At 74.5% G+C, this 5,267-nt stretch carries 5 protein-coding genes; 2 read left to right on the top strand and 3 right to left on the bottom strand.

Going from position 1 to position 5,267, the window contains the following annotated elements:
* On the top strand, positions 1–1,001 hold a 1,001-nt coding region (locus tag FK498_RS17215; RefSeq protein ID WP_141856726.1), incomplete at its 5' end, for a peptidoglycan -binding protein.
* Here FK498_RS17215 and FK498_RS17210 read toward each other — a convergent pair.
* Positions 982–1,899: a Gfo/Idh/MocA family protein gene (locus tag FK498_RS17210; protein ID WP_141856724.1), complete on the bottom strand. Its 918-nt coding sequence runs from the start codon at positions 1,897–1,899 to the stop codon at positions 982–984. The genes FK498_RS17215 and FK498_RS17210 overlap by 20 nt on opposite strands.
* 109 nt (positions 1,900–2,008) lie before the next feature.
* Between FK498_RS17210 and FK498_RS17205 the strand changes: the two genes are divergently transcribed.
* Positions 2,009–4,294: a fused MFS/spermidine synthase gene (locus FK498_RS17205; protein ID WP_141856722.1), complete on the top strand. Its 2,286-nt coding sequence runs from the start codon at positions 2,009–2,011 to the stop codon at positions 4,292–4,294.
* On the opposite strand, the gene FK498_RS17200 is transcribed toward FK498_RS17205, so the two are convergent.
* On the bottom strand, positions 4,295–4,885 hold the full coding sequence (locus FK498_RS17200) for a cob(I)yrinic acid a,c-diamide adenosyltransferase (RefSeq protein WP_141856720.1): 591 nt from the start codon (positions 4,883–4,885) through the stop codon (positions 4,295–4,297).
* An 11-nt stretch (positions 4,886–4,896) separates the two neighbouring features.
* A partial coding sequence (locus FK498_RS17195; RefSeq protein WP_141856718.1) for an energy transducer TonB occupies positions 4,897–5,267 on the bottom strand: 371 nt, incomplete at its 5' end.

Below are 5,267 nucleotides of genomic sequence, written 5' to 3'. Positions count from 1 at the left end.
CGCTCGCCGAGAGCCGCGCGCGCGATGCCGAGGCGGCGCGCGAGCTCGTCGAGAGCCGGACGCGCGAACTCGCCGAGGTCACACGCCAGCTCGCCGAGACGCGGCGCGCCCTCGCCGCCGAACGCGAGACGCTGGCGCGCATGCGCGAGCAGATCGCCGCGCTCGACCAGCAGGTCGCGGTGGAGCGCGCGACGGTGGAGATGCGGCTCGCCGAGCTGGTGCGGCTCGCCCAGCAGGTGGAGGCGCTGACGGCGCTGCGCGACCGGCTGGAGCGCGAGGCGGCGGATGCGGCGGCGCGCGCGACCAGCGAGCAGGAGCGCCGCCAGGCGGTGGAGGCGATGCTCGCCGAGGAGCGCCGGCTCGGCGAGAGCGCGCGCGCCCAGGTGGCGCTGCTCAACCGCCAGATCGAGGAGCTGCGTGCGCAGGTCGCGCGCATCTCCGCGGCACTCGACGCGGCGGAGAAGGAAAGCGCCGAGAAGGACGTGCAGATCGCCAATCTCGGCCAGCGGCTCAATCTCGCGCTCGCCGCACGGGTGGAGGAGCTGCAGCGCTACCGCAGCGAGTTCTTCGGCCGGCTGCGCGAGGTCCTGGGCAACCGGCCGGGCATCCAGGTCGTCGGCGACCGGTTCGTGTTCCAGTCGGAGGTGCTGTTCCCGCAGGGCTCGGCCGAGCTGCAGCCCGAGGGGATCGAGCAGATGCGCCGCCTCGCCGGGGTGATCCGCGAGGTCGCGCGCGACATCCCGCCCGATGTGCCGTGGATCCTGCGCGTCGACGGCCATGCCGACCGCACGCCCATCGGTCCGGGCGGGCGCTTCACCTCGAACTGGGAACTCTCGGCGGCGCGCGCGATCACCGTGGTGCGGCTGCTCGCCCTGCTCGGCGTGCCGGAGAACCGGCTGGCGGCGACGGGGTTCGGCGAGCACCAGCCGATCGACCCGGCGGATACGCCCGAGGCCTATGCGCGCAACCGGCGGATCGAGCTCAGGCTGACGGATCGCTGAGGCACGCCCGCTCGACCGCGAGCGCGACCGCCAGCGCGGCACGTCCGGCCGCACCGTCCACCACCACCTCCGCCTCGCCGCGCACGGCGGCGACGAAGGCCGCAAGCTGCGCGGCGAGCGGATCGGCGTCGTGCCAGGACTCCTCGTGCCGGCCGTCGCGGCCGAAGCGGGCGAGATGACGGCCGACGAAATCGACCGCGACCGAGCCCGTGCCGTCGAACAGCCGCGCCACCCGCTCCACGCCCGGGCTGACGCGGCTCGCGGTCAGCGACGCCACCGCGCCGCCGGTGAAGGCGAGGCGCGCCTGGGCGAAGTCGAGCGTGTCGGACAGCACGCTCCGCCCCACCGCCTCGACGCGCGCGACCGCTCCCTCGGCGAGCGTCAGGGCGAGGTCGATGTCGTGGATCATGAGGTCGAGCACCACCGAGACATCGGTGCCGCGTGGGCGGTAGGGGGCGAGCCGGGCGAACTCCATCGCCACCGGCCGGCCGACATGGCGCGCCAGCGCCGACCGCGCGACCGAGAAGCGCTCGAGATGCCCGACCTGAAGCACGAGCCCGCGCGCGGCCGCCTGCCCGATCAGCTCGTCGGCCTCGGCGAGGGTGGTGGCGATCGGCTTCTCGACGAACAGGTGCCGTCCCGCCTCCAGCACGCGCAGGCCGATCTCGTGATGCGCGCGCGTCGAGGCGGCGACCACCACCGCCTCGGCCGCGGCGAGCGCGGCGTCGAGATCGGGCAGGCCGCGCGCGCCCCCCTCGGCGGCGACGCGCGCCGCCTTGGCCGGATCGTGGTCGACCACGCCGACCAGCGCGACACGCGGCTCGGCGGCAGCCTTCAGGACGTGGTAGCGGCCGAAATGCCCCGCGCCGACGACGGCGAGGCGGAGAGGTCCAGGCATGGGCGGCGGGAACTCCCGTGGCGTTCGCGATGCCGTGATTTCGACACCGTAAGCCCTGATGATGCCGCACCATCACACGTGGGCCGGGAGGGGGCCAAGGGGGGCGTTCATGCACGGCGTGCCGGGGAGTGTCGTGCGCGCGGCGGCCGACGAGCGCGCGGTGGCCTGGACGATGGGGGGCGCGTTCTTCGCCTCGGGCTTCGCCGCCCTGCTCTACCAGGTGATCTGGCAGCGCATGCTCGGGCTCTTCGCCGGTTCCGATGCGGTCACGGCCGCGCTCGTGGTCGGCGCCTTCCTGCTCGGGCTCGGGCTCGGCTCGCTCGCCGCCGGGCTGCTCGCCGACCGCCTGGCGCCGCGCCGGGCTGCGGCCGTCTTCGCCGCCGTCGAGCTCGGCATCGCCGGCTTCGCCCTGCTCTCGCGCCCGTTCCTCTATGACCTGGTGGTGGAGCGGCTCGGCCCGCTGCTCACCGGGCGGTGGGAGGTGTTCGCGGTCTGCTTCGCCGGGCTGCTGGTGCCGACCTTCCTGATGGGACTGTCGCTGCCGGTGCTGGCCAAGGCGGTGGTGGCGCGCATCGAGACCGCGGCGCACCGGATCGGCCTGCTCTACGGCGTGAACACGCTCGGCGCCGCGGCGGGCACGCTCGCGGGCGGGTTCCTGATCGTCGGCTCGATCGGCTTCGAGGCCTCGATCCGACTCGGCGCCGCCCTCAATGCGCTGGCTGCGCTCGCGGCGCTCGCGATCCGCGCCCGCCTGCCGGACGACGTGCCGGCTGCGCGCGCGGCGCCGGTCGCGATCACCGCCGCGGCGCCGGGAGCGATGGGCCTGCCGGCCTGGACGCTGCTGGTGTTCCTCTCGGGATTCCTGATCGTCGCGCTGGAGATCCTCTGGGTGCGCGTGCTCGGGATCGTCGGGCAGGGCTCGGCCTACGCCTTCCCGCTGATCCTCGGCGTGTTCCTGCTCGCCGACGGGGCCGGGCTGCTCTACGGCGCGCATTGGCTGCGCCGTGTGCGTGACGAACGCCGCGCCTTCATCCTGCTCCAGTCCTGGGCGGCGCTTGCTGCCGCGGCGACGCTGCTCGGGCTCTGGCTCATCTCCGCCTGGCCGCCCTTCGCCGCGGTGATGGGGATCGAGCGGTTCCGCATCTCGGCCGAGGCGCTGGGCTGGCTCGCCGCCATGGCGGTGGTGCTGATCGGCCCGCCGGCCTTCCTGCTCGGGATGAGCTTCCCGGTGGTGCAGCGCGCGGTGCAGCGTGACATCGCGACGGTCGGGTTCCGCGTCGGCATCGTCCAGCTCGGCAACATCGTCGGCAACGCCGCCGGCAGCGTGGTCTCGGGCCTCGTGCTGCTGCACCAGCTCGGCTCCGCCGGCACGGCGGTGGCGCTGGCGGGCCTCGCCGGCGGGATGCTGCTCTGGTGGCTGGTGCACTGCACGCGCGACGGACGGCGCGACGCCACCGCCTTCGGGCTTGCCGCCGCCACCGCCGGGGTGATCGCGATCTTCCCCTCCAACGCCGCCTGGTGGTCGCGCATCCATGGGGTGGGGGACGGCCAGCAGGGCATCGTCGCCGAGGACCGTTCGGGGGTGGCGGTGCTCCGGCTCGCGAACGGCGCGGGGCCGATGTTCATCACCGGCCATACCCAGAGCCGCGTGCCGTTCTGGCCGCACCACGTGCTTCTCGGCGCGCTCGGCCCGGCGATCCACCCCGACCCGCGGGAGGTGATGGTGATCGGGGTCGGCTCGGGCGGCACGCCCTACGCCGCCGGCTGGAATCCCGCGACGGAGCGCGTGCGCGCGATCGAGCTGATCCAGCCGGTCTATCGGGTGATCCGCGACTACGCCGCCCGCCATCCGGACAGCGCGCCGGCCTGGCTTGCGCGCGATCCGCGCTTCGAGCTCGCGGTCGGCGACGGGCGGCGGGAGATCTTCGTCTCCGGGCGGCGCTGGGACGTGGTGGAGGCGGATGCGATCCTGCCGCAGACCTCGCACAGCGGCATGCTCTACTCGGTGGAGTTCCTGCGCCTGGTGCGCGACAGCCTCAAGCCGGGCGGGCTGTTCGTGCAGTGGGCGCCGACTAGGCGCGTGGTGGAGAGCTTCGTCAGCGTGTTCCCGCATGCGGTGCTGCTGCGCCCCCTCTCGGTGCTGATCGGCAGCACCGCGCCCATTCCGCTCGATCGCGAGGCGCTGCTCGCCCGCTTCGCGAGCCAGACGTTCCGCGACTGGGCGGCGCGCGCCAGGGTCGAGCCGGCGGAATTCGCACGGATGCTCGCCGCGCCGCCGGTGGTGTGGACGCCCGAGACGCCGCGCAAGGGCGGCGAGGTGAACACCGACCTCTTTCCGCGCGACGAGTACTACCTCAACAACCCCGTCGAGTGGCCCGACGATCCTGGGTCCTGATCAGCGGTTGACACCCGGGCGCCACAGCACCTCCGCGCCGCCACGCCGGTTCAGCCAGCGGCCGAGCACGAACAGGTGGTCGGAGAGGCGGTTGAGGTAGCGCAGCGCGTCGGGGTTGACAGGCTCGGCGGCGGCGAGCGCGACCACCGCGCGCTCGGCCGCGCGCGCCACGGTGCGCGCGTGGTGCGCCCAGGCCGAGGCGGGACTGCCGCCGGGCAGGACGAAGGAGCGGAGCGGCGGCAGCTCCGCGTTCATCGCCGCGATCTCCGCCTCGAGCCGGGCGAGCTGCGCCGGCACGATGCGCAGGGTGCGGGCCGGGTCCTCGCCCTCCGCGAACGGCGTGCAGAGATCGGCGCCGAGGTCGAACAGGTCGTGCTGGATGCGATCGAGCATCGCGTCCGCCGTGGCGAGATCCGACCCCGCCTCCCCTGCGCCGGTGACCAGGCGCATCAGCCCGATCGCCGCATTGGTCTCGTCCACCCTGCCGATCGCCTCGATGCGCCGCGCGTCCTTGCGCAGGCGCGTGCCGTCGCCGAGCGACGTCTCGCCGCGGTCGCCGCCGCGGGTGGTGATGCGGTCCAGCCGGACCATGGGTGGCTCCCTCAGTCGACGATGCGGAAGGTGATCGGGATGGCGATGCGCTCCTCGACCGGCACGCCGCCGCGGCGCGCGGGCGCGAAACGCCACTGCCACATTGCCTCGATCGCGGCGCGGTCAAGCATCGAGTGGCCGGAGGAGCGCAGCACCTCGACCAGCGCCGGTACCCCCTCGGGCGAGACCGTGACCGCCAGCACCACGGTGCCCTGCCAGCGGTTCAGCCGCGCCTCGCGCGGCACCACCGGATCGACCTTGCGCCCGACCGAAGCGGGGATGGCGGCGTCGAGCCGTGCCGCCGCATCGCTGGCGGCCGTCTGCGGCGCGACGGGCAGGGCGGCATGCGCCGGCAGGGCCGGCCGGGGAGGTGGGGCCGGGG

The sequence above is a fragment of the Elioraea sp. Yellowstone genome, assembly GCF_006704265.1.
In the GTDB taxonomy this organism is placed as follows: Bacteria; Pseudomonadota; Alphaproteobacteria; order Acetobacterales; family Acetobacteraceae; genus Elioraea.
This window is presented reverse-complemented; position numbering and strand designations above follow the sequence as displayed.

Excerpts from the sequence above, each read along its gene's own strand:
- FK498_RS17200 (WP_141856720.1), bottom strand. The coding sequence starts at position 4,885 with ATGGTCCGGCTGGACCGCATCACCACCCGCGGCGGCGACCGCGGCGAG.
- FK498_RS17210 (WP_141856724.1), bottom strand. The coding sequence starts at position 1,899 with ATGCCTGGACCTCTCCGCCTCGCCGTCGTCGGCGCGGGGCATTTCGGC.
- FK498_RS17205 (WP_141856722.1), top strand. The coding sequence starts at position 2,009 with ATGCACGGCGTGCCGGGGAGTGTCGTGCGCGCGGCGGCCGACGAGCGC.